The following is a 26,766-nucleotide window of genomic DNA, read 5'->3' as shown; positions in this document are numbered from 1 at the left end:
CCTGATCGCCGCATGATGAGTTCACGGGAGGGGATCTTCCAGTGTAATGGACGCGGGTGTTACGTGGTCACGTTCACCTGCGCATCAGCGAAATGAACCGATCTACGTCCCGGCATGTGTAAACGGCTCCCTCCTTGCAAGATGTCGAGCGGTATTTTGTCGTCCGTGAAGAACTCGGAATGCTTTGATTCCGTTTAACAATTTCCCCTGATTTCGGGTTTCAGATTGCCGAATTTCGTGGCTAGAGGCTGCGATTTCCGGCAAATTGGATGCGCTTGTTCTGCGTGATTCGAGGCGATGACGAAGCAGCGAGGGAAGCGAGCGATGCGACCGAAGGAACGGCGCGAGAGCGGCCAGACGGACCTGTTGCGATCCCGGCTCGACCACATCCTCAATATGGATCATGCGCTGGTGAAGCTGGCCAAGACGATCGACTGGCGCTTCCTGGAAGAGCGGCTCGGCGAGGTCTATGACGACGATCCCGGCCGGCCGCCTTTGCCGACACGGCTAATGGCGGGACTGGCCATTCTCAAGTCGATGCACAACCTGTCCGACGAAAGCCTGTGCGAACGCTGGCTGGAGAATCCCTACTACCAGCTGTTCTGCGGCGAGGAGTTCTTCCAGCACCGTTTGCCCTTCGACCGCACTTCACTGACGCGCTGGCGGCTGCGTATGGGGGAAGAGCGGCTGATGGCGCTGCTCCAGGAAAGTCTTGCCGCGGCGGCCAGGCTGGGGGCGGCCAAGCCGTCGGACTTCCGCGCGGTAATCGTCGATACCACCGTGCAGGAAAAGGCCATCACCTTCCCGACCGACGCCAAGCTGATGCATCGCGCCCGTGAGCGGCTGGTGAAGCTGGCCAAGAGGCATGGCATTGCCCTGCGCCAATCCTATGCGCGGGTCGGCAAGATCGCGCTGATCAAGCATCAGCGCTATGCCCATGCCAAGCAGTTCAAACGGGCCAACCGGCAGCTCAAGCGCCTGCGCACCATGCTGGGAGCGGTGATCCGCGACATCACCCGCAAGCTCGTCGGGCGGCCGGAACTGATGCAGGTCTTTGCCCTGCCGCTGTCGCTGGCCCGGCGCGTCAGGGATCAGCGCCAGCGCGAGCGGGGCAAGAAGGTGTATTCCCTGCACGCTCCGGAGGTCGAGTGCATTGGCAAGGGCAAAGCCCACAAGCCCTACGAGTTCGGCGTCAAAGGTCTCCGTCGCCACCCCGCTGCAGCGCAGCCGCGGCGGCCAGTTCGTCGCCCATGTCAAGGCGCTGCCCGGCAATCCTTATGACGGCCACACGCTGGCCACCATCATCCCGGCAATCGAGGACACCATCGGCGTCAGCCTCGGCAAGATCGTCACCGATGCCGGCTATCGCGGCCACAACGCCCCGAAGGGCAAGATGTTCAAGATCCATGTCGCCGGTTACAAGCGCGGCCTCACCAAGGTCGTCAAACGGGCGCTGCGACGCCGGGCCGCCGTCGAACCCGTCATCGGCCATCTCAAGAACGACCACCGTATGGGCCGCAACTTCCTGCCCTTCTCCGAGGGCGATGCCAACAACGCTGTGCTTGCCGCCGTCGGCTACAACTTCAGCCTCCTGCTCAACTGGCTGAGGCTTTTGTGTGCCTTCTTCCTGGCGCTGCTCGCCACCGCCGCAGCGCCGCCGATCCAGCCACGAACAGCCTAATCACCGCCTCTGGACGATCCAACCGGCGGACGCCCATTTGCCAGCCCCGTCTTTCCGGCCCTAATCGCAACCGCCGTCAGCGAAATCGACGTTCTTCACAGCCGACTATTTTGATCGTATCGCTTGCGTGCACATGTCCGGCCTGTTGTCGCGCTCCCGTATGAACGCTGGCCAAGATGGGCTACGCGACGCGTATTCCAAACAGGGATGCGACCTACGAGGCCTACCGACAGTCAGTCACTCACGGTCGGCTGTTTATGAAGCTACCGCGGTCTGATGCGTGAACTTGCAAAGAAAGGGCGGATGGTGGCTTCAGTCGAAGACCAGATATGCTCCATCGGATCCGCCAATCGCTGATCTATTCGATTATGTGTCTTTGCAATCAAAAGCCGATCCGTTATGGGATTTTACAAATGTGGTAGGAGACACCTCGAAATATCTCATCGTCATATTATTGTAAATTCTGTCACCGACATAGAAAAACCCGATCTTCATATTTTTGCGAAGCGAACGCGTGTTCGTTGGGAGAATGAACCCAGTCACTTTCCCAAGCTTTAAACGTTCGAAAGCAAATTGGACAGCTGCCCTGCCGGCCTCGACGGCGATCCCCTTCCCCGAAGCTGTAAGGTGGAGTCCTGTTACGATTTCCACGTTATCCGGGTCTTCGGGCAGATACTTGCCGCTACGCATCAATCCACAATAGCCGGCGAATTTTCCGGCTTGACCTTCATCTTTGATGAACAGCATCCATAAGCCGAAACCATTGTGCTCCCAATGATTGATTAGCTCAAGCAGTTCACCTTTCGACTGGTCTCTCGTCGGATAGACTCCATCCCTGACGGCGTTTACCACGAACGGATCGCTATTAAGTCCATGTAGTAGAAGCTCGTCACTATGCAACGGTGGCCTTAGGATCAGGCGCGGCGTTTCTAGAATGTACATGAAAAGAGCCCTTTTCTGAGACGCACATATAATTGAGCGGCGCCTACATAATTGAGCGGCGCCTACAACGAACGTGGGTCCATGGTATCCTTGAATGCGCGTTCTTGGGTTAAAGTTGAACTAAATCTCTGCAAAAATCTTGTTCTCAGATGGCGCTGATTGACAAGCTCCTCAAACCTTCACGTTCGAGGCCGTGCCGATGAACTCCAAGGCTCAGGTGATGGCGATCACCGCCGGAGACAGCTGGCTGGAGAAGGGCGAACCTGCTTCCGGCCCGCCCGGCAAGGGCGGATGGTCGAAATCCAGCTCCACGCACGACGGTTTCGATGCGCGAATTCACAACGCCTGCGACGGATCTTCACCGACAGGCTTCCTGATCGGTTTAACCGGAAGCTCGGCGCACGGTGCGGCTCGGCGAAAGCCAGGCGGCGATCGGCTTTGCGGTGGGTGGCGAGTCGGGTTCGCGCCTGTAGGACAGACTGCTATGCCCGTGAGCGGCGACACGCTGTTGCGGATGTCCGTAAGGCCCTGTTCGAGCCGCCGCAAACGCCGCGTGTGGTCGGCATCGGCGACTGGGCTTGGCGTAAAGGACAGCGCTACGGAACGATCATCTGCGATCTGAAGGCAACCGCGTGCTCTGGATCTATTGCCGGATCGATATGCCGACACGGTCGCATCATGGCTGGAACGCTATCCTGGCATCGAGATCATCGCTCGCGATGGTGCCGGCGTTTATGCCGAGGGCGCCCGCCGGGGTGAGCCCGATGCAACGCAGGTCGCCGACCACTGGCATCTTCTCCAGAGCCTGGGCGAAGCGTTGCGTCAGGCCCGTCGGATGCCATCGCAAGGCGGTCAGCGCCGCTGGAAAGCCATAACATCCGAGTTGGCCGGAAAAGACGATGCCAAGCCGGAACAAGCGGTAGAAACTTCGGTTGTGTGCGTCAAGTTCTTGTGTGGATGCCAGCCGTTTTGCAAGGAAGAACCTGAAGCATTGGACATATGATCGAGTGCGGTCATGTGTCAGGCCTTGATTGCGGCCGTTCCATATGCCGCGGGCCGGTATGGTGATGCGCGGATCATGTCCAAATCAGCAAAGCGAGCTTGCGTGGGCTCTCAACTTGACTCTGGTTTTCCTGACCCCGATCTGATCGATCATTGCCCTGCAGTTCATGCCTTCCTCACATTCCCGACGTGCCGGTCTCAGGTGCGTTGTTGCATATCACGCAGGCACCGTCGCCGGATCCCGGTAGTCCTCCTGTTTCGTCAGCATGGCTCAGATGCCACGCGCCATCTTGTTGGCCAGCGTGATTGCCACCGCGGTTTCTTCAACATCAAGCGGGCAAGCCAGGAACCGTCGGGCGCGCGCCTCCGAGATGCCCATCGAACCACGGCCATGGCGCCTATGATGAGCAACCGCCGAATATCGCGCTGGCCCATCTTCGATACCTTCCCTAGTCGTTGCTTGCCGCCGCTCGACTTCTGCCGAGGGACCAGCCCGAGCCAGGCGGCGAAATCGCGACCAAACTTGAAGACTTCCATTGGTGGCGTAAAGGTTTCAATGGCAAGGGCAGCGATAGGGCCGACACCGGGCATGGTTTGCAAGCGCCGAGATGTTGCAGCTTGCTTGGACAGCGTGTCGATCGTCTTCTTCAATGCCGCGAGCCGGCTGCTCAACTAGTCGATCTCGTCAAGGAGAGCGCTGCAGATGTCGCGGACCAGATCCGGCAGGTCTGCGCTCTCGTCCTCAACGATTTCTGCCAGCCGTCGCAGGTGGCCGATGCCTTGCGGAGCAACATAACCGAACTCATAGAGGTGCGCGCGCAGCGCGTTCACCAATTCGGTTCTCTGATTCACCAACTGCTCTCTGGTGCGAAACACGTTAGCCCGGGACTGCTGCTCCTTGGTCTTCGGTTCGACAAAGCGCATTGTCGGTCGTTGCGCTGCTTCGACGATCGCCTCCACATCTGCGACGTCGTTCTTCTGCCGCTTGACTAATCACGTTTCCGCTTCGTTTCCAGATTGGCCCTGGCATAGTGGTTGGTCGTGTCTAGGCTCACATGGCCGAGCCAGCTACGGATGATCGTGAACGCCGAGATGAGGTGCACGGCGGTGGCGTGCCGGAAGGCATGTGGCGTTACATGCTTGGCTCGCAGCGTTGGCGTGGTTTCGGCGGCCGCCTTCACGTAGGCGGCGAGCTTGAACCGGACCCCCGAAGCGCTGAGCGGCTCACCATATCGGTTGACGAACAGCCGCTGGTCTGGCGCCCGTGGCTGCCGTTCAAGCAGTTTCTTCAGCAACATCACGGTTTCCGGCCAGAGCGGGCAGATACGTTCCTTCCGGCCCTTGCCGGTCAGGCGCACGCAGTTCGGGCTTTCGAACCGGATTGCTTCGGGGCACAGGTCGAGCGCTTCCTGTATTCGTGCGCCGCTGTTGTAGAGGAACGATCGCAGCGCATGATCCCGCATGCCCTCAACGGTCGAACGGTCTGGCTGACCGAGGATCGCCGTCACTTCCGCCGGATCCAGATAGCTCGGTTCCGACACCGGAGCACGCTTGATTGGTATGTTGAGGATTTCCACGCATTGCGCGATCGATCCGGGATTCTTGGTGGCCACGAAGTGGAAGAAGCTGCGGATCGCGGCAAGCCGGCAGTTGCGCGTGCCGATCGTACCGCCGCGTTCATGTTCGGCGTGGCTGAGGAACGCGGCGACCTCGCGGGCGGCCAGATCGGTCAGCGTGATCATAGCCACCTTCTTCCCAGTGCGCTGGGCGACGAACCGAAGCAACAACCGCCAGGTATCGCGGTATGACCGAACCGTATGGATGGACGCGTTGCGCTGCTCGACCAGCCATTCGTAGAAGAACGCGCGCATCAGGTCCGGGAACCGATCAACCTTGCTCATGGCCGCGCCTCCTGCCCCAGATTGAGGCATGGTGCGCCAACCGCCCGGAACCGCTCATTTGCGTAATGCAGCAGGTCCTGCGTGACGGTGATGTAGACCAGGGTAGAGTTGATATCCCTATGACCGAGATAGGTCGCGAGGAACGGCAGGCGATCCTGCGGGTTGATGCCCGTCCGGTACCATTCGAGGATCCTGTTCACAACCATCGAGTGGCGCAGGTCATGAACGCGAGGCTCTGTTTTTCCTCGCAATGGCTTCAACCCAGCGCGGCGTATGACGTCAGTAAGCAACCAAGTGATCATTTCCGGCGTGTAGTGGCCGTCGCCTCGCTCGTGCCAGAACAGGCCGGAGCGCGCGTCCTGCGATCCACCGGCACGCCGCCGCACATCGATGTACGCCCGAAGCTCGACTACAACGCTGTCGGGAAGCGGCAGGATCCGGGTCTTGAAGAACTTGGTCTGCCGGATGGTTATCGTACCGTCCTGCAGATCAACGTCACCAAGATCGAGACGGGCAAGCTCGCCGCGCCGCAAGCCTGCGCAATAAGCCAGCAGCAGCATCGTGTACATGCTCAGCGGTCGAAGCGGTGCCCGTGGCGACGGATAGGTACGTGTGACGTCGGGCATCCGTCGTACGTCGGCAGGCGAGTAGATATGGGGCTTTCGCCATTGCTTGGCGGCCTCCTTCCTCGGTCTCGGGTCCGGTCGCCGCACAGGCATCGACGGGTCGCGGTGACGAAGGATTTTCGCAAAGACGCGCTTGAGTTTTTCGCATTCCTCCGCGCGGTGACGCGTGAGATTCGTTGCCGCCCATCGATCGATCATGGCGCTCAGCGGTTCGGCTTCCGGTCCCGGATACGTCTGCAGGAACCGGTCGAACCGCAAGAGCAACAGGGGCTGCGAAGTGTATTTGTATCCTCTGCGCCGCATCATCGCGACATGCTCGGCCATCATTTCGCCCAGCACGCTGCCGAACGGCCTGGCCTGACGCAATTCGGCAAGAGCCTGTTCCGGATCCCGCGACGCCAATGCCCGCCAGATCGGCATGCACTGCTTGATATTGCACTCATCGCGCAGAGCGACGATGGAATAGTGTTCGATCGCGCCGATTTCCACCAGGCGTTCGAGGAACCGGTCAATGATGCGGGTGCGGTGCAAGAGCGTGGATGGCGCCCGGCGAATGGCTGATTCTCGTAGCCAGGCCAGCAGCATCTCTTGACCGAGTACCTCGTGACGTTCGGCGACATCCTGGAAGCCATGCAAGACCTGCCGATAGCAGGTCCGGCTTTTCGTGCTGCGCAGATCAAGGCTCGCGACATAGCGGCCAATGATCGCGCGGTCGGGATCGGGCCAGCAGGCGGTCATGCCGGCACCTCTATTCCCGGAACGTCAAGCGCGATGGCCCTGAGGTCCTCGGTGGCGAGCTTGAGGTAGGGAACCGTCGATCCAGTCGAACGGTGTCCCAGCAGATCGCCGATGACCTTTTGAGGCACCGCGACCCGCAGCATCTCAACCGCGCGCGCATGACGGAAGATATGTGGGCCACACTTCCCTGGCGGTACGACGCCAGCGTCACGGAGCCGCCGCCGAACCACGCTGTACAGCTTGTCGAGCTTGCGATAGGGCGCGCGCGTGCGGATGAAGATTTCCCTGGCGTCCGTCATGGGCCGCCCGGAACGCAGATAAGCAAGCACCGCTTCGCCGACCGGCTCCATCAGGGGCAGGAATGTGCTAGCTCGCGTCTTGTTGTGACGAACGTGGATGGCTTCCGTTCGCCAGTCGATGTCCTCAATTCGTCGATGGCGGATCTCTCCAGACCGTAGTCCATAAGTTGCAAGGAGTTGCAGGATCGCATGGTCCCGCAATCCTGCCGATGTCCTGTCCTTCTTGGCGCTCTCCAGCACAGCGACGATCTGGCCGCGGTCCAGGACCGAAGGTACTCCTTCATATGCATAAAGCATCGGCGCTATGACGTGCCCTGACAGGTCCGTCGTGACGCGCCCTATGGTGTGGAGATAACGCAGCAGCAAGCGAAGCCGCTCTGCTACAGCCTTCAGCGAGCAGCGCGTCAGTTTCGGCGCGCGCACATCCATATAACGGTCAACGTCACTGATGCTCAGGTCCGTCAAGCCGTCGATGCCGCGATCGATCTGCCAGGCAAGGAAGTTCCGGGCTTCCCACATTAACGCGGCGACGCTGGAGCAAGCCAACCCGCGTTCCTCACGCAGCCAGTTTTCGTATTCGTCGCAGATTGCAAATCGGACCACGTCGGCCATGCAGGTAGGCTTGATAGCTGGTGGCCATTGACCGTGAGCAAGCCGCAACAGCGCGTGAATTCCGGAGCGTGGAACCTCGTGCCAGCGCGCGCTGGGAACTCGCCCGCGCTGTTTCCGGAACATTACGATCGCGTGCCGCAGATATTGTTCTACGTGCGCATCGATCACGTCCGCGACCGCGATGCTCCGCTGTACCAGATAATCGAGAAATTCAGACGCGTAGGCGCAGTAGTTCCCCACCACAACAGGGCTGTACCGCTGACCGATAAGCGAGGATTTGAGTGCGGCGATCAGTTCGTGACGGCTATTGACATTGGCGGCTCCTCTGTTGGTCGATGGACCCGCAGAGGTTCGGCACGAAATAGTGCAAAGCAAGCCGATCCGAAAATGGCGAAAGGCGCAGCCTGCGACCGTCTAACCTACGTTCCTCCGCATTACGGGGACCTCGTGATTAGTCAAGTTATGGGTAGGTGAGCATAACTTGACGAACGGTTTGACATAGGCGGGGGCAATCAGTCTTGGCTAATGGCCAAGCCGAGCCTTCTGACGGGCCCAGTAGTGGGAGCTGCCGCACGCTTCCATCGCCACGACACATGCCGGTTGACTCGCCATGAACTTGCAAACTGCAGGCGCGACAGCTTCTTGCGGAACACAACCGATCCATCAGCTGCCGCCCCGTGCAGCTGAAAGACGTTCATTGCAAGGTCGACCCCGATGGTGGTGACCGTTTCCATGGATTGCCTTCCTCTCCTTTGCGTGGCGCTAACACCACAAACTTGGCACATTGCGATGCCGTCGGAGAAGGCTGGCATCCACATGGGGTAGTCGCGGGAGCGAGTCGCCGAGAGAACCAATCATATCCTTGGAAGGTGGCTGTTCCCGACAAGATGGAAATACGGGCTCACGACCTGACGCCGGGCCCAAGCATCTGATGGAGAACAGCCATGGAAGATATATCGGTCTTGACGTGTCGATGAAAGAGACGGCGGTATCGATCCGACGTGAAGGCAAGCGCGTCCGGCGCGGGAAGTGCGCGCTCTGATCCGAAGATCATTGCCGAGCTTATCCGTAAGGGGGCGCCAGCCGCCAGGCGCGTGGTGTTCGAGACTGGCGCCTTTCCGTCTGGTTCTATCACGCGCTACGTGCGGAATGGCTGCCAGCGATCTGCATCGATACTCGCCATGCCAAGGCTGCGCTCGATATCGCGCCGAATAAGACCGACGCGAACGACGCCGACGGTTTGGCGCATCTTGCAGAGGCTGGGTTCTTCCGTGAGGTGCGGGTGAAAGGATTTGTCAGCATGCTGACCCGCACGCTCGTGGCGGCACGCACCCGGCTGGTCCGGATCACCACCGAACTTTCCAACCAGGTTCGTGGACTCATGAAGACGTTCGGCCTGCTCGTTCCTGCAGGTAAGGGAACCACGTTCGAGAAGAACGTTCGGCGCCTTCTCATCGATGACGAGGAATTTGCTCTCATCGTGCCGCCGAGCTTGGGCGCCAGCTCGTCGCAGATGCACGTCAGAGCCAGGCATGCCGCATACTCATGTCGACCCCCGGCGTCGGCGCCATCACCGCAACCTCGTTCGCCACTGCCATTGAAGATCCGGACAACTTCAGACGTCGCGATCTGTTGATAGGCCTGGCGACGCGCCGCTACCAATCCGGAGAAGTCGATTATGACGGCCATATATCCCGACGCGGCGACCGCCATTTGCGAGGGCTTCTCTACGAAGCGGCGTCGGTTATTCTGACGCGTAGCTCAACCGAGAGCACCCTGCGGACATGGGGTCTCCAGCTTCGAGAGGGGATCGGCTCAAAAGAGCTGCCGTTGCTGTGGCGCGCAAACTGGCGGTGATTATGCATTCGATGCTTAAAACCGGCGAGCTCTTTAATCCGAATGCAGGAGCCACAACGTAAATCCGGATAGCGTTCAGAACCTGAACGCCTGAGGCGTCCCTGCCGGGACGTGAGCCGAGCCATTCCGCTGATGGGGTTGCACCGCTGACTCAGCAAAGTGCGTTGTCCACATTTAAGGCTCGTCCCGCGAATCTCCATCATGCGGCGACCGATGTCGACCGCGAAGACAACCGTGTACCCGGCCAACGCATCTCCGAGCGCAAAGATACTTGACGTCCCCACCGCGATTAGACCTACCCCATCAGCAAAATGGGGTGGCCATGGAACTGGTCGTGCGGCTTGGCAGGGCGATTTTCTTGCGCTCGCGCAGGTCGTCCATGTAGATGTAGCGGTTGGCCTCCATCCAGTTTTCGTTGGTCTCTACGGCCAACGTCCTGACGAGGCGCAGGCAGCCTAAAACGCCGCTCACTCAGAATGGTCTCGTCTCCTGGGCCCAGCCCGGCGTAAGCGGGATATTGGTGCAGCCGTGAAAGAGCGGCGCGCGAATGTGAGGTGGATCTTGCTCGGCTAAGAGCAGAGTCATGCAGTCGGGCCCAACCTGGATCCCGTCAACCGAAAGGAGATTGAGATGAAAAGCTAACCCCCTTGACCGAGGCTTTCCCATGTGAGCCTGCCATGACCGCCCTCTCTCAGAATTTGCAGAACTCTCAGCACACTACCGAAACTTCCCCGAAACTTGATTGCCTGCGCCAGTCGAGGCGCAACCAACGCAGCGAGTTCTATGCTGAAATCCTTACGTTGCGGGAGACAGGTCCCTCGCCGCGACAGATCGAGCCCCGGACTGGCTTGAACATCAGAACGGTCAAACGCTGGCTCCCAGCGAGCGGAGAGCCCGAGCACCGGCGGCCGCCCTCGCGCTCCGTCCTCATGGGTCGTTTTCGAGACTATCTCGAAAAGGGCTCGGACGAAGGCCAGCACAACAGGCTGCAGCTGTGGACCGAAACTAAGCACCGTGGCTTTGAAGGCCGGACCGCCGCCCGTAAGGAGCGGTCATCGACCGCTTCGCGCCGCCATCGCGCCGGAATTGTGCATAGCCCCCAGCGAAGACCCGACGTCTCTCGATGAGCAGACCGAGCGGCTCCTTCACCACCATCTCCATGAAAATGCGCCGGAGCTTTCGATCGCGGGCGAACTCGCCCGCTGTTTTGCTGCAGTGATACGCGGCGACGATGATGCCGGCCTCGAGTAATGGATCGCCGACCACGGGCAGTGAGCTGACCTCCCTTGCAGCAGGCATCGGTCGTGACATTTAGGCTGTCGGGGCGGCAATCACCCAGCCCTGGAGTACGAAACCGGTCGAAGCCAGATCAACCGCCTCAAGACGATCAAACGTCAAATGTATGGGCGCGCCGCGTATCCACTCCTCCGGAGCCGACGGCTGGCAGCCGCTTGACCCAACCGGAAAAGGAACGTCCGAAAAAGTAGTCCCTGCACCAAATATGCGGAAGAACCCCAGATTGTCGGGATGCATGTGCGATCCAGCGTTCGGTTGTCACTCGGTCAATGACATGGAGGAACTGGTCGATATGCAGAGCCAGTCGCTCGGCATTGCCGAGTGGCTGGGGCCAAGCGATCCGGAATACGAAAGGCCGTATTGATTTCGAGAACGTCCATTTCGATTACTCCAGCCATCGATTGTGACTCTACAGCGATTTCTCGGTGTCGATTAAGGCCGGTGAGCGGGTTGGATTGGTTGGCTCCTCCGGGTCCGGCAAGATCACCTTCGTGAAGCTCATCCAGAGGCTCTACGACCTGAACGGCGGCAGGATCCTGATAGACGGCCAGGATATCTCCAAAGTGACCCAGGCGTCGTTCGTTCCCAGATCGCGATTGTGCATCAGGAACCGATCCTGTTTCATAGGTCGTTTGCCGAGAACATCGCCTACAGGAGGCCAGGTGCGAGCCAAGTCGAGATCGAGGAAGCGGCACAGCTCGCCAGCGCACATGAGTTCATCGCACGCCTGCCGAAGCGCTATGGGACGCTGGTGGTCGAACGCGAGGTGAAACTTTCCACCAGGGAACGCCAACGGGTGCGATCGCACGCGCCTCCCTCGCGAATGCACCCATCCTGATCCTCGATGAGGCGACCTCAAGCCTCGATTCGGAATCGGAGGTGCTGATCCAGAAGACGATGGAACGGCTGATGGCCAAGACCACGCTGGTCATTGCGCACCGGCTCTCAACGGTACGCGCGCTCGACAGGCTGCTCGTCTTCGAGCGCGGCCGCATCATCGAGGAAGGTAACCATGCGGCGTTAGTCCGTCTCGACTGCGGCATTTACCGCCTATTCGAGCTACAGCCGCTGGAGCTGACGAAGGGCTGGTCTGAGGCCAATGCGGAACGCTGTCGAATGAGGGCGGCTTCCACTTTGTAGCGGCGGAGTCCTGTCCGCCGTCTTGGGAACGAGGGGCAACCGACATCTACTGTCGAGTTTGTCGAATCCGCGACACCGAGGCTGTTCGGCCTAGCTCCTTGCTGCACTCGCTGCACTCTCGTCAAGTCATTGAAAATATGCAGAGCCTTTTTTTAGGGCTCTTTCTGCGCCATGGGCACGGTTTTTGGAGCTCCCTCGCTGCGAGGCGGCAGAAGCTGACGACCGACTTCATGTCGCGGGTGAGATCGTTCACCTTAACTTGAACACGGCGGCATCGTTCTGCCTTGCGGATTGATTTCTGGCCACGGCTCCCGCCGCAGCTTCCACGCCACGATCACTCGCATGTGGTGAACGCTGCTTTGGATGCGGATCGTTGTGGAGATCGAACGAGGAGATTTCGGACTGCTAAGAGTATTTAGGCAGAACGTTGAAGGCTTTCCGGTGATCGAAAGCCCTGCGCCCATTTTCACTGCGGCGGGCCTTTTTGTTATTCTCACCGCAACCGTCACCGCTACTTTGGCAGCACACGCACAACAACTGGAGCAGGAGGAAGTTACGGATCTAAGCGATCCCCGCGGGCCCCAGAAAGTCTATCTCGCGATATGGCGGCCAACCACAATGTCGATGGCCGCCTATATATTCTCAACACTGCATCCTGATGGGCGACTGTTTCTCGCCAATGTGCCGGGCATCGAGAATTCCGGCCCTTTGGATAGTCAGATCGCCCGGCTACTGAACTGGGCGCTCGATCATTGGGGCGATCGCTCGTTCAGTGAGACTGACCCGCCGCTGACCGGCGATGAAATCAGGCGTCTCGAGAAGGTTCCCGTGGACGATCTCACTCGCCTGCGCGGCCGCATCGCGGATGACCTCGCAGCTCAAGGCATCGATATCCGGGTCTTATTCGGCGCAGTGAGTTCAAATCGGCATCAAATGGGAGCTCGACCTAGAGCCGGCCCACGGCTCAGAGGCCGCGCCAACCACGGAGATAGTAGGCAAAATGGCATGGGACAACGAACGTCTTAGGGCTCTTCGCAACAAATATGGAGAAGGCGATAGCGGTGAGCCGTTCGATCCGAAATTCCGCCGTATGGCCAATAAGATTTTTGCGTTTTCTGGTTCCGGCGACGCGCCCTATGCCGGCATCCCGACCTTCCTTGACGCGCCCTACCGCCCGATCGACCCATCCAACCCCGATTTTGGTGACATCCAGGTGGCGATCGTCGGCGTGCCGATGGATCTGGGCGTCACCAACCGCTCTGGCGCCAGCTTCGGGCCGCGCACGTTACGCGCTATCGAGCGTATCGGCCCCTACAATCACATACTCGACTGCGCGCCGGTGTTTGATCTGCGCGTCGCAGACATTGGCGACGTCCCCTTTTCCAGCCGCTATCGGCTCGAGCAGTGCCACGTCGACATTGAGGCCTATCTCGACAACATCGTCGCGGCCGGCGTGATACCACTCACGGTAGGTGGCGACCATTCTATCACCCATCCGATCCTCAAGGCGGTCGGCAGAGAACGTCCAGTCGGACTTATTCACATCGACGCTCATTGCGACACCGGCGGTGCTTTCGGCCAGACCAGGTTCCATCACGGTGGCCCTTTTCGCAATGCGGTGCTCGACGGTGTGCTCGATCCGACGCGAACTATCCAGATCGGTATCCGTGGTGCGGCGGAATATTTTTGGGAATTTTCCTACAAATCCGGAATGACGGTGATCCATGGCGAGGACATCCCCTCTATTGGCATTCCCGCGATCATCGAAAAGGCGCTGCAGGTCGTCGGCGACGGCCCCACTTATCTCTCTTTCGACATTGACAGCCTGGATCCCGCCTTTGCCCCCGGAACGGGCACGCCTGAAGTGGGTGGGCTCTCCACCCGGGAAGTGCTGGAGTTCCTCCGCGGCCTCAAGGGCATCGACCTTGTCGGCGGCGATGTCGTCGAAGTCGCTCCGCAATATGATGCCACGACCAATACTGCTCAGGCCGGCGCTCAGGTGCTTTTCGAGATACTGAGCCTGATGGTTTTCAGTCCGTCCATGGCTCACAAGCCGGGCCAGGGAGCCATATGATCAACAACAACGATGACAACGGAACGGGCCGGGGTGACCGGTTTCAAAAGGGAGAATGACGACTCGGGATGCTCCTGGCGATCGCGAGAGCGCGCAGTAGACCACCGCTGGCGGCGCTGGCCCTCTGCTAGAACACCCTCAACAGCCCCCCGGCTTGTCGTCCAACTGAACAAGAGGCTTGCAATCGCGCCACGTCGTAAACAACAGCACCGGGTTCGAAGCTTTCCTCGGCGATCAGGATCTTGTCCTCATGCCGCCAGCGCCGATCGCTGGTTGGTACTCCAAACCTCTTCGACCTTAGGTCGGAGATTCCAAAGAACCCCTTCAATCACGCAAGGCAGCGCCCGCCTTTAATGGGACCAATGCGCATCGGAAGAGCTGGCTGACGTAAATACCCGCCGATCACGTGACCTCCAACGCCGTCGTACCGCCTCAAAGAATGCTGTACCCGACGCCCCTTCCCATCGCGCGACTGCCGCCAGCGTCTCTCAACTGAGGTGAACACTTTACATGCATCATAGGCCTACTCCGGCGTCCTTTTCACTCCATAAAATCAGCGATGCCGACCCCTCCGCTCAACCCCGCTCCACACTAGTGTGGCGACTTTCAGACAGACTTGTTGGTTATGCGGCATATAGTCTTAAAGCGGTCATGTTGTTTAGAAACGATTTTTTCCTTTGGCACGGCACATGCTTGTTTATCCGCAAACGTACCACGGACTGAGGAGAAAAGCCTTGCCGTCCGCGCAACTCATCTCAAACTACACCGTCGTCAAGCTGCCCGTCAGCCAGCTCCGACCATCCGAGGAAATCAACATTGAACGTGCTCGGACGCTAGCGAAGATGATCACCGAAAAGGGGCGGTGGGCCCGGCCGATCTTTGTCGAACATCGCCATTCCGTGATCATGGACGGTCATCATCGCCTTTTCTGTGCCGGGGAGCTCGGTCTCTCGTCTGTTCCCTGCGTAATGCTTTCCTACGATGATCCAAACTTGCATGTGACCTACTGGTCCAAGCCCGGGCCCGTTGACGTGGAAAGTATCATCCAGGCCGGCCTATCTGGCGACCTGATGGGCTTCAAGACGACAAACCACAAGTTACGGATTGCTCTACCATGTTGCTCAATCGATCTTGACGAACTGAGATGAGGGACGGTCAATGTTCCAGAAATACTTTTCTGACGAACCGGCGCCGCTACTCAGTGATTGGGCGGTCGATTTACTCAACAGCCGATCCGAACTGGCCGCTTGGGTCGATGGTTTCGGGTCGCCGCTGCATGTGGTGTATCCAGACCAAGCCACCAAAAACTACCTCCAATGGCTGAACGAGTTGCGGACCGTCTATGGCGACTGTCAGGTCCAGTTCGCGTTGAAGGCCTGTAAGTCTGCTTCGCTCCTGCGCGCATTCGCACTGGTTGGCGCCGGCGCCGACGTTTCTTCTGCCCAGGAGATGGCTTCGGCCTTCATGAACCTAGTACCAGCGGAGCGCATGTCGATAACAGGGCCGGCGAAGTCGGATTACGAAATCAATCTTTGCATACGCCATAGAGTGGCCATCCATATCGACTGCATCGAAGAACTCAAACGCGTTCTCGCGCTGGCGGAGGGCGTGGGAGGTATTGGTCGTCTGTTCCTTCGGGCTCGTCCCATAACTGAGCCCCGCTCCCGCTTTGGAATGACCGAGGATCAGCTGGTGGCGTGTCTAACGCTGCTTGAAAAGACCAAGGTAGATCGGGTTGGCATGTCATTTCATATCAACGACTACCAGGTCCAGACGCGCGCAGAACAATTGCGCTTCTGCATCGCCTTCCTACGACGTGTCTGTGCCAAATGCCTGACGCCCGGCGGAATCGACATCGGTGGTGGATATCCCATGCGCTACCTTCAGAGGTTCGATCCGGTTGCATACGGTCGTGGCGTCCACTGGGGCAACGTAGCAAAACCCGGCAACTATCCTTACGTTCCGGAGCTTGCTGGAGCCCAACACGCGGCTGCAGTGATCCAGACCGCTCTAGCCGACCCGGGAGACCGCGACTTCCTCCACCGTCACCGGCTGCCGATCCTGCTGCAGCCTGGTCGCTCGCTTCTAGACCAGTGTGGGATAAGCGCCTTCGATGTGATCGACGTCAAGGACCTTGGACACCGTCGATTCGGGGTAGTGCTTGATGGTATGTCGTTTTCACTCTCCGAAACCTGGTTTGGCGCTGATTTCGTGCCATCTCCGTTGGTCGTGTGGCGAGAAAAACGCGAGGTGCCGCGACACGATGCAAGCTATTTTCTGGTCGGGCGCAGCTGTCTTGAATCCGATGTCATCCGCTGGCGCGGCCTGGCAATCGAGGGCGGCATCGCCGCGGGTGATCTTGTGGTCTTTGCCAATACCGCCGGTTATCAAATGGATTCGAATGAGAGTTCGTTCCACCAAATTCCCTTACCCAAAAAGATAGCCGCGGTTCGGCGACCGTGCGGGTGGAAGATCTTAGCCGACGAAACCCCTAGCAAAGAGGGGATTTCCCCCAATGATCGTCAATAGCATTCTTGAAACTATTGGACGCACTCCGATGCTGCACATCCCTTTGCGGTGCGGTGAGGTCGGCCTGTATATCAAGTTAGAAATGTTTAATCCTACTGGCTCGATGAAGGACCGCATGGCCTTGAGCATGGTCGACAGCCTGCCTATCACGCTAGATGAAGCCGCGGTCAGAATTGTCGAATCCTCCTCAGGGAACACGGCTAGCGCGTTGGCCATGATCTCCGCCGTCCGCAGACTCGAGTTTACCGCCCTGATGGACTCCCATGCAAGTTTAGATAAAATCCTTACTGTTCGTGCATTCGGCAGCAACGTCCGCGTCGTTGGTAGCGGCGATGGCGCCCTAGCCACCGACCAGCGTGACGAGGAGGCCCGGCGAACTGCCATCGAAGATGGCTCTAACTGGACCGAGCAGCACAACAACCCCGCCAACGCCGCTGGTTACATGGGACTGGCGGCTGAATTGCTGCGGGATCTCGGACCGACAATTACGCATTTCGTGTCGGCCATCGGTACTGGTGGATCACTTTGCGGGACAGCGCGTCAACTGCGGCTGCATATACCCGAAGTCCAAGTGATTGGTGTGGAACCTGTCGGAAGTATCATTTTTGGCGGTCTGGGCCAGTGCTACCGTCAATCGGGCACTGGTACGCCCGAGGGGGCCAATGTGGGCATGGTGATCGATTACGACACGATAGATTGGGGTCGGAAAGTAAGCGATGACAATGCCTTTTCGATTTGCCACTACCTGGCGCGGCAGCACGGATTGCTTGTCGGCGGCTCGACTGGCGGGGCGATCTACGAGGCGCTCAGCATAGCCCGTGAAGCGCCGGTTGGATCGCGCATCGTGACCCTAGCCTGCGACAGCGGCACAAAGTACCTGGACACAATCTTCAATCAGGACTGGCTGTCGACTAACGATTTTCACTTAATTGACGTTGAGGCGGAATTTGCCGGACTTTTCGCGAGTGCACCGGCTGTGCCGCAGCCGCCCGCTGAGGACAATGGTACGCCTACCAAGAGTCTAAGGCCAGGGCACGGCTGAACAAGCTGATGCTGATGTCCTCGAAAAACCGCCACATTGCACGCACCCTTGGGGTATTAACCAATGAAAAGAGCACTCATCCTGATTGAAGGCGATTCAACGGGTAATGGTCTGTTGTTCGTCCAGGCGGCCCAGCGTCTTGGCCTTCATCCAATTACCGTGTCGGCTGATCCAACTCAGTACGAGTATCTCGCGGCGGAAAGGACTGAGTCAATCCGTCTCGACACAGACAATCTGGACGCGCTGATCCGCGAATGTTGCCGGCTGCGTGCGACCTATGACATTGCCGGCATTACGAGCCCTTGGGAACCGTTCTACGCGACAGCTGGCAAGCTCTGCCGGCATTTCAATCTGCCGGGACCGCCCCCCGCATCCATTGAACGATGCTGCGATAAATTCACTCAACGTGAACTCCTCGCGGGGGCCGGCATTCCGATGCCTGCTTATCGCGTGGCAGTGAATGCGACGGAGGTTGAAAGCGCTGCCGCGGAGATCGGCCTGCCGGTGATTCTCAAACCAACCGTAGGCAGAGGCAGTAGCGGTGTCCGATTGTGCCGCAACGTCGATGAGCTAGCCGAACACACGGCCTATCTGTTGAGCGGGAAGCACATATGGCGGTCTCTGCCGAGGATACTGGTCGAAGAATTTGCACAGGGCCCTCAATATACCGCCCATACAATGGGAAAAGAGGTCATTGGGATTGCCGCCGCTGACTTCGACCCCCTACCGCATTTCGTCTATCGTGGGTTCACCTTTCCAGCCCCGCTAACCGATGATGAGCATGAGCGTATCGTCGATGTTTCGCTGCGTTGTTTGCGAGCTCTCGGCCTTGGCTGGGGGCCAACGAACATTGAACTCCGGTGGACAATGCGTGGTCCGGTCGTCATTGAAGTCAATCCGCGTCTTGCTGGCACGCCCGATCCTCAATTGGTTCATCTGGCCTATGGTGTCGATCTCGTCACCGAGCACATCAAGCTTGTCATCGGCAATGAATGGAATTTGCGCAGAAGGCATTCGCACACTGCGGCCGCCCGATCCCTAGTTCCTGATCGCGATGGCACCCTTGAGTGGATCGACGGCGGCAGTCAAGCAGCTGCTGTACCAGGTGTCGCCGAAGTCAAACTGTATGTTGAACCCAAGACGCCTATCGTCAGGAAAGGCGATGACCGAGACTGGATCGGACATGTTATAGCTGCTTCCCCAAGCGTTGCTCAGACCGAGGCGATACTTCAGCGTGCTGTCGACTTAATCGATTGGTCGATCACATCATTTCCGACTTGTGACGAATAGAAGTAATGCCTGCGGGCACACCTCCTCATTTCGATTGATGGGTGGGCGAGGAGCTTCGGTCAGGACTCGTAGGCCTTTTGAAGATTCTCGAAAAAAGCGAGCAGCCAGCCTTTGACGCAATCAAGGCGGCTGACGGAACTTTCTATGAACTCACTCAGAAAAAATTTCGACATGATTGTTGCCGGTGGCGGTCTGGTGAGGATTTCCCATTTCCCTTGGACTGAGACTGCGTGGCCTTGATGTGCTCGTGCTTGATGGCTGCGATGACGACAATCACGTGCCGCACGGGGTAATTTCGGCCTCATTTGGGTCCAGACCTGGGCCACACCTTCCGACCCTATGCGCAGCTTTCGCGCAAAGCGCAATGTCAGGCACGCTGGGCGAACTGGCGTCCCTTAAACATCGCGCCAAGAAATTCATCGAGACACTCCGTGCCACACAGCCGGCAACCAGAACGTTGCAATAGATCCTTCAACTAAGTTTACAGAACCTTTGCAACTGCAAATCGCTGACAATGGTACCTTCCATCGCAAGTCTGAGTTCAGGCGCGAATAAAAGCCGACGCCTGTTTGCGCTCAGACCGCCGCAAAGCACGCAACGGAGATAACGCCAAATGGCAAGAAGAGCACTCGTCCTAGTTGAAGGCGGTCCATGGGGCTGTGGTCTGCTATACGTCCAAGCGGCCCAGCGTCTTGGCCTTCGTCCGATTATCATGTCGGCCGATCCAGCGTCCACTCAGTACGACTATTTTGCGGGGGAAAGGACTGAGACCGTCCGTGTCGATACAGAAGATCTCGATGCGCTGATCCGCGAATGTTCCCAACTGTGTGAGACCTATGGCATTGCTGGCATCACGAGCCAGGAAGAGGAGGTTTATGCGACAGTCGGCAAGCTCTGCCGGCATTTCGACCTGCCGGGACCGACCCCCACATCCATTGAACGATGCTGCGATAAATTCACTCAACGTGAACTCCTTGCGGGGGCCGGCGTTCAAATGCCTGCTTATCGCGTGGCAGTGAATGCGACGGAGGTTGAAAGCGCTGCCGCGGAGATCGGCCTGCCGGTGATTCTCAAGCCAACCGTTGGCGGCGGCAGCAGCGGTGTCCGATTGTGCCGCAATGTCGATGAGCTAGCCGAACATACGGCCTATCTATTGGGCGGAAAGCACATCCGGCTGCCTTCGCCAACGCAGCGCAAATGGCAGTCCTCGCCGAGGATACTGGTAGAGGAATTCGCACAAGGCCCGTGTTATTGGGCCGACATAATGGGAGATCAAATCATTGGAATTGGCACTGGTGACTTCGGCCCTCCACCGCATTTCGTCTATCGTGGCTCCACCATTCCGGCCCCGCTGACTGATGACGAGCATGAGCGTATCGCCGATGTTTCGCTGAGCTGTTTGCGAGCTCTCGACCTTGGCTGGGGGCCAACGGGCATTGAATTCCGGTGGACGACGCGTGGCCCAGTCGTGATTGAAGTCAATCCGCGGCTTCATGGCACGCCCACTCCCCAACTGGTTCAGGCGGCTTATGGTGTCGATCTCATCACCGAGCACATCAAGCTTGCCATCGGCCACGAATGCGATTTGCGTAGAAGGCATTCTTACATTGCAGGCGCGCGGTATCTAGTTGCTGATCGCGATGGCGCCCTCGATTGGATCAGCGGTGACAGTCGGGCGGCTGATATACCAGGTGTCGCCGAGGCCAAGTTCTATGTTGCACTCAAGACGCCGATCGTCAGGAAAGGCGACTGGCGAGACTGTATCGGACACGTCGTCGCAGCTTCCCCCAGCGTTGCTCAGACCGAGGCGATACTTCAGCGTGCCGTCGATTTGATCGATTGGTCGATCACACCATTTGCGACCCTTGGCGAATAGGAACAATCTGCGGCTGCTACTCTCCTACCCGGCGCAGGCCAGACAAGAACTGATAGTTGCCGGGCATCGGTGCAGTTGAGCATGACAGAGACGTGCCGCGAGCCTCGCAGAGCGCGAATTTTGCCGTCGCTGTGAATAAACGCCGGTTGACCATTATGCCGGTCTAGCTTCTGGCATCTGAATAAGGTTGGCGAGTTCCGGATGTTCTGGGCGGTGGCTGCGAGGTTGAACTCGTCGCAGGCACCGCTCTGTCCTCAGAGGCCCGCGGCAGCATATTCAGCTGGAGCAGCCCAGGAGCACAGCCATGATCTCACTGAATATCAACGGTCAAGAGCACGAGGTTGGCGTTGACCCCGAAACCCCAATCCTTTGGGTCTTGCGTAACACGCTCGTAATGAGTGGTACGAAGTTCGGCTGCGGCGCAGCCCTCTGTGGCGCTTGTACGATGCACGTAGATGGCGAGGCCATCCGCTCATTCAGCACATCTCCGCCGTTGAAAGCCGCAAGATCACCACGATCGAAAAAACGACCGAGGGCGCTGACCGCGTCGGCGCGGCCGTCCACGCTGCATGGATGAAGCACGACGTGGCGCAGTGCGGCTATTGTCAGAGCGGCCAGATCATGAGCGCGACGGCCTTCTCGCCTCGCTGTTTCTTGGCGCGCTGCCGACCTCCGAAGAGATCGACTCCGCCATGGCCGGGAACATCTGTCGTTGTGGAACCTGTGCCCACATCCGCGCCGCAATAGCCGACGCCGCCAGTACACTCGTATGAAGGAGGCGCCACGTGTTACCCAACACCTTAGATTACAGGGATCTGCCAGGTGCGCTGCAGCACATGCTGGAACGGCGTCGATCCACCGTTGCTCAAGCGCTGCCGCGCCGCAGCTTTCTAAAGTTGACCGGCCCCTCGGGCTGGATAGTGTCCTGAAGGTTCTGCAAAAAGCTTTGGAGAGGGAACGGCCATGCTCTGAGGTGAGTGGCGGCCATGGCACGCTGGTGAGGTTGCGATCACCGATTCCCGTGGAAGGGGAGTGCCATGACCAAGCGAGAAGTTAGACTGAGCAGAGGCGAGTTGAAAGCGTTGCTGTTGTCGGATGAGGACGGCTTCCGCAGAGTTTTGCAGGCTGTCGTGCAGGAGGCTTTGGGAGCCGAGATGACGGAGGCCATCGGGGCAGAGAAAGGCGAGCGGACGGCGGAGCGGGTCGTCTAATCGCTCGGCCGTCAAGGGGGTGAGTGCAAGGCAGTCGTCCTTTCTGTCCATGCTCGTTCGTTCGTATGCCGGGTACAGGGTCGTCTACGCGGTCGATGCAAAGATCGCCGCAGGATCAGTTTCGCAGGTGAGATCTTCCTATGTTCGTTGCGCAATCTGCTTAACGAAGCAGTTGCTTCCCGCTTCGCGGAATGATCTCAGCCACGTCCCGGCAGGGACGGCTCGGTGCGTCCTGTAAGAACGCTATTGGTTGAAGAGCTTCACCGCTTTCGCCGAGGCTCATGGCGATGAGTACGTTCAAGTTGCTCGCGTGCTCGAATGGGCGACGCTCGCACCCTCCCCAAAGCAACGGCGTAATCGGCTGCTGACTGTCCGCCGTTTTGCGCAGGCAGTCGCTGCCGAGGATCGGCGCCATGAGATCCCGGCCGCCGACGCCCTGGGCGGCCGCGGCCTGTTCGAGCGGCGGATTCCTCACATCTACACGGCGGACGAGATCGCCGCGCTGAGCGTGCGGCGACCTGCCTCAAGCCATCTGCCTCGATCAGACCGCTGATGTACGAGACCCTCTTCGGCTTGCTTGCCGTCACCGGAATGCGCATTTCCGAAGCCCCTCGCTCTTCAACTCGATTACGTAGCCGCCGAGGCCTGATCATCCGGCAAACCAAGTTCCAAAAGAGCCGCATGCTGCCACTCCACCCCACGACGTGGGACGCCTTGGACCGGTATTTGTCGGGGCGCCGACGGGTCGGAACCTTGGATAGCGCATTGTTCGTCTCCAATACAGGCACGCCGCCATCCTATAATACCGTAATCGCCGTCTTCCTCCGCCTTGCACGATCGGCCGGCCTGAGAGGGGAACCCGGTCAACCGGGACCCCGCATTCACGATCTGCGGCACACCTTCGCTGTGCGCTCTCTTGAGCAATGCCGGCATGATCACGATGCTGTCGGCCGCCATGTCGTCGCGCTCAGCACCTACCTCGGCAACGCCCACGTCACCGACACGTACTGGTATCTGCAGGCAACGCCGATCCTGATGGGGCAGATCGCGGCGGCCGGCGAGGCCTTGCATCAAGGAGCCGGCACATGACCGCGCTGGCTCCTCATCTCGCCACCTTCCTACGAGAGCATCTGCCGCGCGAGCGGCGGGCGAGCCGGCACACTTGCGAGGCCTACGCCTACAGCTTTCAACTGCTGCTGTGCTTCGCGGCTGCCCGACTGGGGACCACCCCGTCCGGCATCGAGATCGAACAGCTCGATCCACCGCTCCTCCTGACCTTCCTGGAGCACATCGAGGAGGAACACGGCAACTCGGCGCGCACCCGCAACGCCCGTCTGGCCGCCATCAAAGCCCTCTTCCGCTTCCTCGAGTACCGGCTCCCGTCCTGTCTGGATCAGGCGCGCCGGGTCCGGGCGATCCCAATGAAGAAGGTCGACGAGGCGCTCGTCAGCCATCTCACCCGCGTCGAGATGCAGGCTCTGCTCGATGCGCCGGACCCCCATCGGGTGCCCGGCATCCGCGATCGAGCGATGCTGCATCTAGCCTTCGCCGCGGGGTTGCGCGTCTCCGAACTCGTCAGCCTCCGCATCGACCAAATCGACCGCCAGACGGTTGCCAGCCTCCACGTGATGGGCAAAGGACGCCGCGAGCGTGTGCTGCCCTTGTGGAAGGAAACCACGACGGCGCTGAAGGCCTGGCTAGCGGTCCGCCCGGCGAGTGGCGATGCCGAGCTCTTCCTCAATGCCGCAGGACGAGCGATGACCCGCTCCGGATTCGAATATGTCCTCGCCAAGCACGTGGCCACCGCGGCGCTGAAGCAACCGTCCATCGCCGACAAGCGCGTCACTCCGCATGTCTTGCGCCACACCTGCGCCATGCACACGCTCCAGGCGACCCGCGATGTGCGCAAAGTGCGCTTTGGCTCGGTCACGCCAGCCTGCAAAGCACGGAGATCTATCTGCGGGCCGATCCGACCGAGAAGCTCGAGGCACTTGCCGCGATGGCGCCGCCGTCGCTCAAGCCGGGTCGCTTCCGTGCTCCCGACAAGCTGCTGGCCATGCTGAAGTCCAGATCTGCTGCAACCCGCTGCGCCAGCAGACCGAGTGAGTTCTGGAACGAGCGGATCGGCTGAGAAGAATGGCGGGATTGAACACTGCGCAAGCTGAGCGATGCAGGCGGTAAGTCTGTCCAGAACTCCTGCTCCGACAGCGACCGCAACAGGTAATCGGAGTATCCGTTGGAGAAAACCGCCTGTGGATCGAGGCTCTCTTCCAGAACCGGAGTCCTTTCACGGCTTCGGGCGAGAGCTTCGCACGTCCATCCTTATGGCGAGTCGGTTCACAGATGCGACAATCGACGATGACGATCTGTGCGGAACGCCCTGCCCGCAACAAACGGTTATGAAGGACGTCGGTCTGCGGCAGAGAGCTCGCGATTTGCGCCAGGGACTTGGATGCTAAGGGATCCCAGTCAAGACACGCTACCAGAATGGGTGCAGGAACCTTACGAATGCCAAGAGGCCTGTGGAAAACTTGACGCGGCCGATAGCGCCAGATTTTGGATTGGATCACGCTTCTCTCCTAAGCGAAGCATTTGTCATTTGCCTTCCCAGTTGTGATGTTTGCGTCAGCTCTGTTCCCGCGGCGGCGGCGGCGATCTCGTGGCGTAGCCAGCGATGCTCCGTGTCGCGATGGCAACGCTCATGCTAAATCAGCGCGACCTCGTAGGGCGCCAGTTGCACAGGCGGATCGACAATCGCTAGTGGCAGCATCCGCCTTTTTGAAGTTTCGCGACTACAAGCAATCTCATCCAACGGGACTCTCCTCTTGTCTCAGTAGCTGTGTGGCCGTTCCAGCGTCAGCATTCGACATCCCTCAGCGAGGCCGGAATGCTGCCTGATTCACTTGATCGCAGTCTGCCTCACGCTGTGAGGCCAAGTCCAGGAACGGCGGCACACCTCGGCTGATCCAGGCAAGCGAGAAAGTCGTCGCGCCAACGATAAACGTCGTGTTCGCGGAGCTGGCCGATCATCGCACGCCAACGTTCGATTCGCTCATCCAAGTGCATATCCAGGGCTTCTTCGATAATCGCCATCGCCTCCGGATCGTATGGATTGACGAAGACCGCTCCGCGCAGCTCTCTGGCGGCGGCGGCAAAACGCGACAGCACGAGAACACCTGGATTCTGCGGATCCTGTGCGGCAACATATTCCTTAGCTACAAGGTTCATGCCGTCGCGGAGCGACGTGACAAGGCCGATGCGTGCCATGCGGCACAGACCGGCGAGTTCCTGCGTCCAATGGAGCGGTTGATGTAGTGCACGGGCATCCAGTCGATCGTTCCGAGTTCGCCATCAACGCGCCCCTTGCCGGAATAGTCGATCAGAAGCGACCGTAGCCGTATCCGCCGATACTACTCCTCCCACAGGATGAGCAAGGTGACGCCGGGCTTCTTGAGCTCGACCCCAAGATCGGCCCAGTTCGGTTCCGTGTCGTCGCGTGCCCTGCTTGACGCCGTTGCGAGTGAAGAGTTTGTTCTCGAGCGCATCGTCGGTCAGTTCGCCCGGCAAGGGCCAGGTCAATCCAACCGCGGCTGCGCGCTGCGATTATCCTGCACCGTACTGCGCGCTATTCCCAACACGACGGCAATCTCGCGGGAGCTCATCCCGCTTCCGGCAAGCCGCAGCATTTGTCGTAACTGTCTCATGGTCAGCCTTCTCTTTGCCGGCATCAAAATCTCCCCGTTCATCGCGGGGCATTTGACGCCAAAGTTGCTGACCTAGGAGCTAATGTTCAATCCCGAAAACTGGCCGACTTTTGATTGGAATGGTGGCCGACTTCAAATCGGAATGGTGGCCGGCCTTTGATCGGAATGGCGGCCGGCTTCACGTCGGAATCCGCATGGAGAGCCTGTTCCCGTCGAAACGCAGAAACCGCGGTTCTGCATTCGAGTATGTCTATTTCTCCGTCCGGATTCGTCGGTCGAGGGCCGCAACGTCTATGAAGTGCGAAAGAAGATTGGCGCCGAGCTCGCCATCGAGAATCCCGGTCGATGCCGATATCGTAGTGCCTGTGCCTGACGGCGGCACGCCGGCAGCGATCGGGTTCGCCCAAGCCACCGGCCTGCCCTCCGAGCTCGGCATCATCCGCAACCACTATGTCGGCCGCACCTTCGTCCAGCCGACCGATTCCATCTGCCACATGGACGTAAGCTGAAGCACAATGCCAACCGCCGGACGATCGAGGATAAGCGCATCGTGCTGGTCTACGATTCCGTAGTGCGAGGCACAACCAGCCAGAAGATCGTGCAGTTGCTGCGCGATGCCGGCGCCAAGGAAGTGCATATGCGCGTCGCTTCGCCGTCGACACGCTCCTCATGCTTCTACGGCGTCGACACGCCCGAGACGGCGAAACTTTTAGCGTCGCGCATGTCGATCGAGGAAATGGCCAAATTCATCCGTGTCGGCTTCCTCTCGATCGATGGGCTTTATCGAGCCCTCGGCGAAACGGGCCCGCGAGAACAAACAGCCTCAATTCTGCGACGCCTGCTTCACTGCCGAGTATCCGACCCGCCTGCTCGACCAAAAAGCGCTGACAACGTCCGGGCTCTGTCGGCTTTCGCCGCAGGCGGACGGTGAATCTGTCTAGCCAGT

At 59.2% G+C, this 26,766-nt stretch carries 18 protein-coding genes and 10 pseudogenes; 17 read left to right on the top strand and 11 right to left on the bottom strand.

Annotated elements, in window-relative coordinates; translation table 11 throughout:
* Positions 1 to 324 precede the first annotated feature (324 nt).
* Positions 325 to 1,681: pseudogene (locus tag EN851_RS31975) on the top strand (IS5 family transposase).
* A 366-nt stretch (positions 1,682 to 2,047) separates the two neighbouring features.
* On the opposite strand, the gene EN851_RS31970 reads toward EN851_RS31975, so the two are convergent.
* Entirely contained in the window at positions 2,048 to 2,623 is a 576-nt protein-coding gene (locus EN851_RS31970; protein ID WP_135930806.1) for a GNAT family protein, read from the bottom strand.
* Positions 2,624 to 3,269: 646 nt separating this feature from the next.
* On the opposite strand from EN851_RS31970, the gene EN851_RS36815 reads away from it, so the two are divergent.
* Positions 3,270 to 3,626 carry a transposase gene (locus EN851_RS36815; protein ID WP_210234946.1) on the top strand — a complete coding sequence of 119 codons (357 nt, stop codon included), beginning with the start codon at positions 3,270 to 3,272 and terminating at the stop codon, positions 3,624 to 3,626.
* A 270-nt stretch (positions 3,627 to 3,896) separates the two neighbouring features.
* Here the strand turns inward: EN851_RS36815 and EN851_RS37435 are convergent.
* The 5 genes and pseudogenes from EN851_RS37435 to EN851_RS31935 form a co-directional block, all read right to left on the bottom strand.
* A pseudogene (locus EN851_RS37435) lies at positions 3,897 to 4,618 on the bottom strand (IS110 family transposase); the annotation flags it as partial.
* Complete coding sequence (locus tag EN851_RS31950) at positions 4,615 to 5,526, bottom strand: tyrosine-type recombinase/integrase (RefSeq protein WP_210234945.1); 912 nt, start codon at positions 5,524 to 5,526, stop codon at positions 4,615 to 4,617. The pseudogene EN851_RS37435 and the gene EN851_RS31950, both read right to left, overlap by 4 nt.
* Positions 5,523 to 6,890, bottom strand: a complete 1,368-nt coding sequence (locus EN851_RS31945; RefSeq protein ID WP_135930803.1) for a tyrosine-type recombinase/integrase — start codon at positions 6,888 to 6,890, stop codon at positions 5,523 to 5,525. Before EN851_RS31945 ends, EN851_RS31950 begins: the two co-directional genes overlap by 4 nt.
* Complete coding sequence (locus EN851_RS31940; protein ID WP_245520860.1) at positions 6,887 to 8,095, bottom strand: site-specific integrase; 1,209 nt, start codon at positions 8,093 to 8,095, stop codon at positions 6,887 to 6,889. The genes EN851_RS31945 and EN851_RS31940 overlap by 4 nt, the downstream gene beginning before the upstream one ends.
* A 231-nt stretch (positions 8,096 to 8,326) precedes the next feature.
* Positions 8,327 to 8,535: pseudogene (locus tag EN851_RS31935) on the bottom strand (IS110 family transposase); the annotation flags it as partial.
* Between the two features lie 197 nt (positions 8,536 to 8,732).
* Here EN851_RS31935 and EN851_RS31930 point away from each other — a divergent pair.
* Positions 8,733 to 9,720: pseudogene (locus EN851_RS31930) on the top strand (IS110 family transposase).
* A 241-nt stretch (positions 9,721 to 9,961) separates the two neighbouring features.
* Here EN851_RS31930 and EN851_RS36555 read toward each other — a convergent pair.
* Positions 9,962 to 10,129, bottom strand: a complete 168-nt coding sequence (locus EN851_RS36555) for a hypothetical protein (RefSeq protein ID WP_189521986.1) — start codon at positions 10,127 to 10,129, stop codon at positions 9,962 to 9,964.
* Positions 10,130 to 10,663: 534 nt separating this feature from the next.
* Complete coding sequence (locus EN851_RS31925; RefSeq protein WP_135930802.1) at positions 10,664 to 10,969, bottom strand: hypothetical protein; 306 nt, start codon at positions 10,967 to 10,969, stop codon at positions 10,664 to 10,666.
* A 247-nt stretch (positions 10,970 to 11,216) separates the two neighbouring features.
* Between EN851_RS31925 and EN851_RS31920 the strand changes: the two are divergent.
* The 13 genes and pseudogenes from EN851_RS31920 to EN851_RS31865 all read left to right on the top strand — a co-directional run.
* Positions 11,217 to 12,094, top strand: a pseudogene (locus tag EN851_RS31920) (ATP-binding cassette domain-containing protein); the annotation flags it as partial.
* A 363-nt stretch (positions 12,095 to 12,457) separates the two neighbouring features.
* Positions 12,458 to 13,120 carry a hypothetical protein gene (locus EN851_RS31915; protein WP_135930801.1) on the top strand — a complete coding sequence of 221 codons (663 nt, stop codon included), beginning with the start codon at positions 12,458 to 12,460 and terminating at the stop codon, positions 13,118 to 13,120.
* Positions 13,095 to 14,168, top strand: coding sequence for an agmatinase (gene speB, locus EN851_RS31910; RefSeq protein WP_135930800.1), 1,074 nt, complete (start codon positions 13,095 to 13,097; stop codon positions 14,166 to 14,168). The genes EN851_RS31915 and speB overlap by 26 nt, the downstream gene beginning before the upstream one ends.
* Before the next feature lie 689 nt (positions 14,169 to 14,857).
* Positions 14,858 to 15,316, top strand: coding sequence for a ParB N-terminal domain-containing protein (locus EN851_RS31905; protein ID WP_135930799.1), 459 nt, complete (start codon positions 14,858 to 14,860; stop codon positions 15,314 to 15,316).
* Between the two features lie 10 nt (positions 15,317 to 15,326).
* The gene (locus tag EN851_RS31900) at positions 15,327 to 16,697 is read left to right on the top strand and encodes a hypothetical protein (protein WP_135930798.1); all 1,371 of its coding nucleotides are present in this window, start codon (positions 15,327 to 15,329) and stop codon (positions 16,695 to 16,697) included.
* Positions 16,684 to 17,739 carry a cysteine synthase family protein gene (locus tag EN851_RS31895; protein ID WP_135930797.1) on the top strand — a complete coding sequence of 352 codons (1,056 nt, stop codon included), beginning with the start codon at positions 16,684 to 16,686 and terminating at the stop codon, positions 17,737 to 17,739. Before EN851_RS31900 ends, EN851_RS31895 begins: the two co-directional genes overlap by 14 nt.
* 63 nt (positions 17,740 to 17,802) lie before the next feature.
* Positions 17,803 to 19,029, top strand: coding sequence for an acetyl-CoA carboxylase biotin carboxylase subunit family protein (locus tag EN851_RS31890; protein WP_135930796.1), 1,227 nt, complete (start codon positions 17,803 to 17,805; stop codon positions 19,027 to 19,029).
* A gap of 613 nt (positions 19,030 to 19,642) precedes the next feature.
* A complete protein-coding gene (locus EN851_RS31885; protein WP_135930795.1) occupies positions 19,643 to 20,905 on the top strand; it encodes an acetyl-CoA carboxylase biotin carboxylase subunit family protein in 1,263 nt (420 codons plus the stop codon).
* A 304-nt stretch (positions 20,906 to 21,209) separates the two neighbouring features.
* Positions 21,210 to 21,678, top strand: a pseudogene (locus tag EN851_RS31880) ((2Fe-2S)-binding protein).
* A gap of 264 nt (positions 21,679 to 21,942) precedes the next feature.
* Positions 21,943 to 22,116: a transposase gene (locus EN851_RS31875; RefSeq protein WP_135930794.1), complete on the top strand. Its 174-nt coding sequence runs from the start codon at positions 21,943 to 21,945 to the stop codon at positions 22,114 to 22,116.
* A gap of 250 nt (positions 22,117 to 22,366) precedes the next feature.
* On the top strand, positions 22,367 to 22,669 hold the full coding sequence (locus tag EN851_RS37430; RefSeq protein ID WP_245520851.1) for a hypothetical protein: 303 nt from the start codon (positions 22,367 to 22,369) through the stop codon (positions 22,667 to 22,669).
* Positions 22,669 to 23,205, top strand: coding sequence for a tyrosine-type recombinase/integrase (locus EN851_RS37425; protein ID WP_245520850.1), 537 nt, complete (start codon positions 22,669 to 22,671; stop codon positions 23,203 to 23,205). Before EN851_RS37430 ends, EN851_RS37425 begins: the two co-directional genes overlap by 1 nt.
* Positions 23,202 to 24,247: pseudogene (locus EN851_RS31865) on the top strand (tyrosine-type recombinase/integrase). Before EN851_RS37425 ends, EN851_RS31865 begins: the two are co-directional and overlap by 4 nt.
* A gap of 435 nt (positions 24,248 to 24,682) precedes the next feature.
* Here EN851_RS31865 and EN851_RS31860 read toward each other — a convergent pair.
* From EN851_RS31860 to EN851_RS37420, 3 genes and pseudogenes are all read right to left on the bottom strand, one after another.
* A pseudogene (locus EN851_RS31860) lies at positions 24,683 to 24,886 on the bottom strand (hypothetical protein); the annotation flags it as partial.
* Between the two features lie 149 nt (positions 24,887 to 25,035).
* Positions 25,036 to 25,478 (bottom strand): annotated as a pseudogene (locus tag EN851_RS31855) (trehalose-6-phosphate synthase); the annotation flags it as partial.
* 213 nt (positions 25,479 to 25,691) lie between these two features.
* A complete protein-coding gene (locus EN851_RS37420) occupies positions 25,692 to 25,802 on the bottom strand; it encodes a hypothetical protein (RefSeq protein WP_245520859.1) in 111 nt (36 codons plus the stop codon).
* 212 nt (positions 25,803 to 26,014) lie between these two features.
* On the opposite strand from EN851_RS37420, the pseudogene EN851_RS31845 reads away from it, so the two are divergent.
* Positions 26,015 to 26,751 (top strand): annotated as a pseudogene (locus tag EN851_RS31845) (amidophosphoribosyltransferase); the annotation flags it as partial.
* Between the last annotated feature and the right edge of the window lie 15 nt (positions 26,752 to 26,766).

Origin of the sequence: Mesorhizobium sp. M8A.F.Ca.ET.208.01.1.1, from assembly GCF_004791315.1 — a bacterium.
In the GTDB taxonomy this organism is placed as follows: Bacteria; Pseudomonadota; Alphaproteobacteria; order Rhizobiales; family Rhizobiaceae; genus Mesorhizobium.
The sequence above is the reverse complement of the archived record's forward strand: the minus strand, read 5'-3'. Positions and strand labels throughout refer to the sequence as shown.

Excerpts from the sequence above, each read along its gene's own strand:
- EN851_RS31915 (WP_135930801.1), top strand. The coding sequence starts at position 12,458 with ATGCGGATCGTTGTGGAGATCGAACGAGGAGATTTCGGACTGCTAAGA.
- EN851_RS31925 (WP_135930802.1), bottom strand. The coding sequence starts at position 10,969 with ATGTCACGACCGATGCCTGCTGCAAGGGAGGTCAGCTCACTGCCCGTG.
- EN851_RS31970 (WP_135930806.1), bottom strand. The coding sequence starts at position 2,623 with ATGTACATTCTAGAAACGCCGCGCCTGATCCTAAGGCCACCGTTGCAT.
- EN851_RS31895 (WP_135930797.1), top strand. The coding sequence starts at position 16,684 with ATGATCGTCAATAGCATTCTTGAAACTATTGGACGCACTCCGATGCTG.
- EN851_RS31885 (WP_135930795.1), top strand. The coding sequence starts at position 19,643 with ATGGCAAGAAGAGCACTCGTCCTAGTTGAAGGCGGTCCATGGGGCTGT.
- EN851_RS31900 (WP_135930798.1), top strand. The coding sequence starts at position 15,327 with ATGTTCCAGAAATACTTTTCTGACGAACCGGCGCCGCTACTCAGTGAT.
- EN851_RS31950 (WP_210234945.1), bottom strand. The coding sequence starts at position 5,526 with ATGAGCAAGGTTGATCGGTTCCCGGACCTGATGCGCGCGTTCTTCTAC.
- EN851_RS37420 (WP_245520859.1), bottom strand. The coding sequence starts at position 25,802 with ATGCTGCGGCTTGCCGGAAGCGGGATGAGCTCCCGCGAGATTGCCGTC.
- EN851_RS37425 (WP_245520850.1), top strand. The coding sequence starts at position 22,669 with ATGTACGAGACCCTCTTCGGCTTGCTTGCCGTCACCGGAATGCGCATT.
- EN851_RS31875 (WP_135930794.1), top strand. The coding sequence starts at position 21,943 with ATGACCAAGCGAGAAGTTAGACTGAGCAGAGGCGAGTTGAAAGCGTTG.
- EN851_RS31945 (WP_135930803.1), bottom strand. The coding sequence starts at position 6,890 with ATGACCGCCTGCTGGCCCGATCCCGACCGCGCGATCATTGGCCGCTAT.
- EN851_RS31905 (WP_135930799.1), top strand. The coding sequence starts at position 14,858 with ATGCTTGTTTATCCGCAAACGTACCACGGACTGAGGAGAAAAGCCTTG.
- speB (WP_135930800.1), top strand. The coding sequence starts at position 13,095 with ATGGCATGGGACAACGAACGTCTTAGGGCTCTTCGCAACAAATATGGA.
- EN851_RS31890 (WP_135930796.1), top strand. The coding sequence starts at position 17,803 with ATGAAAAGAGCACTCATCCTGATTGAAGGCGATTCAACGGGTAATGGT.